This window comes from Opitutus sp. ER46 (assembly GCF_003054705.1).
In the GTDB taxonomy this organism is placed as follows: domain Bacteria; phylum Verrucomicrobiota; class Verrucomicrobiia; order Opitutales; family Opitutaceae; genus ER46.
The window spans coordinates 730,001-732,465 of record NZ_QAYX01000024.1 but is presented as its reverse complement, the minus strand read 5'-3'; the positions used below and the strand labels follow the sequence as shown (position 1 = coordinate 732,465).

The 2,465-nt window shown below is 51.3% G+C and carries 2 rRNA genes (1 of these 2 cut by a window edge); both read right to left on the bottom strand.

Going from position 1 to position 2,465, the window contains the following annotated elements:
- Positions 1-153: 153 nt before the first annotated feature.
- Positions 154-269: ribosomal RNA gene (gene rrf / locus DB354_RS18340) — 5S ribosomal RNA — on the bottom strand.
- A gap of 96 nt (positions 270-365) precedes the next feature.
- Positions 366-2,465, bottom strand: a 23S ribosomal RNA gene (locus DB354_RS18335); it runs 803 nt beyond the window's last position.

The window sequence follows — 2,465 nt, the reverse complement described above, 5'->3', positions numbered from 1 at the left end:
TAATATATGCTATTGATATATAGCATGTTGGATATACATCAGCCGTCCAAATTGAACGCTTACACCCCTTCGACATGATGGCATTGATACAGGGAATGTCTGGATCGATATAAAAAAGAGGCCCGGACCTTCTTTCGAAGATCCGGGCCATAAACCTGGCAACAACCTACTCTCGCGGAACCTAACGTTCAACTACCATTGGCTGCTCGGGGCTTAACGGCCGTGTTCGGGATGGGAACGGGTGGGACCCCCGGCATATAATCACCAGGAAGGGAAACCGCAGCCGTGAGGCTGGGTAAGGGAAGATCAGTTTAGAGTAAGACTTAAGGAGGTAAAATAAACGCCTAGAACTGTTGAAGTGATTGTTTGCATAACCGGAAAGGTCATTAGTACCAGTTAACTCAACGGGTTACCCCGCTTACATTTCTGGCCTATCAACCGGGTGGTCTCCCCGGACCTTTCACCCCTTACGGGGATTGTGATCTTATCTTGGGATGGGCTTGGCGCTTAGATGCTTTCAGCGCTTATCCCTTCCGAACATAGCTACCCGGCGCTGCCGCTGACGCGACAACCGGAACACCAGAGGTTCGTCATTCTCGGTCCTCTCGTACTAGAGAATGAACCCCTCAAATCACAAACGCCCACAGCGGATAGAGGACCGAACTGTCTCACGACGTTCTGAACCCAACTCGCGTACCACTTTAATCGGCGAACAGCCGAACCCTTGGGACCTTCTCCAGCCCCAGGATGTGATGAGTCGACATCGAGGTGCCAAACCGCGCCGTCGCTGTGAACGCTTGGGCGCGATCAGCCTGTTATCCCTAGCGTACCTTTTGTCCTATGAGCGATGGCGATTCCACATTCAACCACCGGATCACTTGAACCTGCTTTCGCAACTGCTCGACTTGTTGGTCTCACAGTAAAGCTCCCTTATACTCATGCGCTCTATAGCCCGATTACCGACCGGGCCGAGGGAACCTTCGTAATCCTCCGTTACTTTTTGGGAGGATTCCGCCCCAGAAAAACTGACCTGCTATCACTGTCCCACGACCAGTTAATGGTGCGAGGTTAGACGCCTAACCAACAAAAAGTGGTATTTCATATTTTGACTCAGCCCGATCCTGGAACCGGGCTTCACAGTCTCCCACCTATTCTACGTATTGAAAGTCAAGCGACAATAACAGCTTACAGTAAAGGTGCATAGGGTCTTTCCGTCCTGCTGCGGGTAGGCGGCATCTTCACCGCCACTACAATTTCACCAGGCATCCCTCCGAGACAGTCGTCAACTCGTTACACGATTCGTGCGGGTCGGAACTTACCCGACAAGGAATTTCGCTACCTTAGGACCGTTATAGTTACGGCCGACATTCACGGGGGCTTAGATCCAGAGCTTGCACCCTAGACTTTCACCTTTCCGCATTGGTCACGTGTCACACCCTATACGTCGTCTTACGACTTAGCAGAGTGCTGTGTTTTTGCTAAACAGTCGGTTGACGCAATTAACTGCGGCCCCTTACGGGGCACCCCTTCTACCGAAGATACGGGGTCAATTTGCCGAGTTCCTTAGAGAGATTTAACCTGCGCGCCTTAGAATACTCATCTATCCCACCTGTGTCGGTTTACGGTACGGGCACTCTTGGCCTAACCGCGAAGCTTTTCTCGGGAGCCGAGTATCACAGAATCCCCCTCGGCCGTGGCCTCAGGGTCCTATCACTTTTCAGCCTTACCGGGTCTTTTATCCCCCGGCAGCCTACGAGCTTCGACGACGATTCAACACGTCGCTCTGCTAACTTTCTCCGTCACTCCACGGATCAAACGGTTTCGAGTGGTACAGGAATATTAAACCTGTTTGGCATCGACTACTCCTTACGGCCTCGTCTTAGCACCCGACTAACCCTGGGAGGACGAACCTTCCCCAGGAATCCTTGGGATTTCGGCGAGCCGGATTTCAACCGGCTTTATCGTTACTTATGTCTGCATTCTCACTCCCAAGCGCTCCAGAGTCGGTTACCCCTTCTCCTTCGCTGCACTTGGGACGCTTTCCTACCACGGCATTGCTGCCATCCATAGCTTCGGTATATGGCTTAAGTCCCGATCATTTTCGGCGCAATTTCGCTCGATGGGTCAGCTGTTACGCACTGTTTAAATGATGGCTGCCTCTAAGCCAACATCCCCATTGTCTAAGCAAAATCACATCCTTTTTCACTGAGCCATATTTTGGGACCTTAACTGATGGTTTGGATTGTTCTCCTCTCGACTATGAAGCTTATCCCCCACAGTCTGACTGCCGAGCTTCACTCTGCGGTATTCGGAGTTTAATTAAGTTCAGTACCCCGGTAGGGGCCCTAGCTTATTTAGTGCTCTACCTCCGCAAATCAGCGCTCGACGCTATACCCAAATATATTTCGGAAAGAACCAGCTATCACAGGGTTTGATTAGTCTTTCGCTCCTAACCACAGCTCATC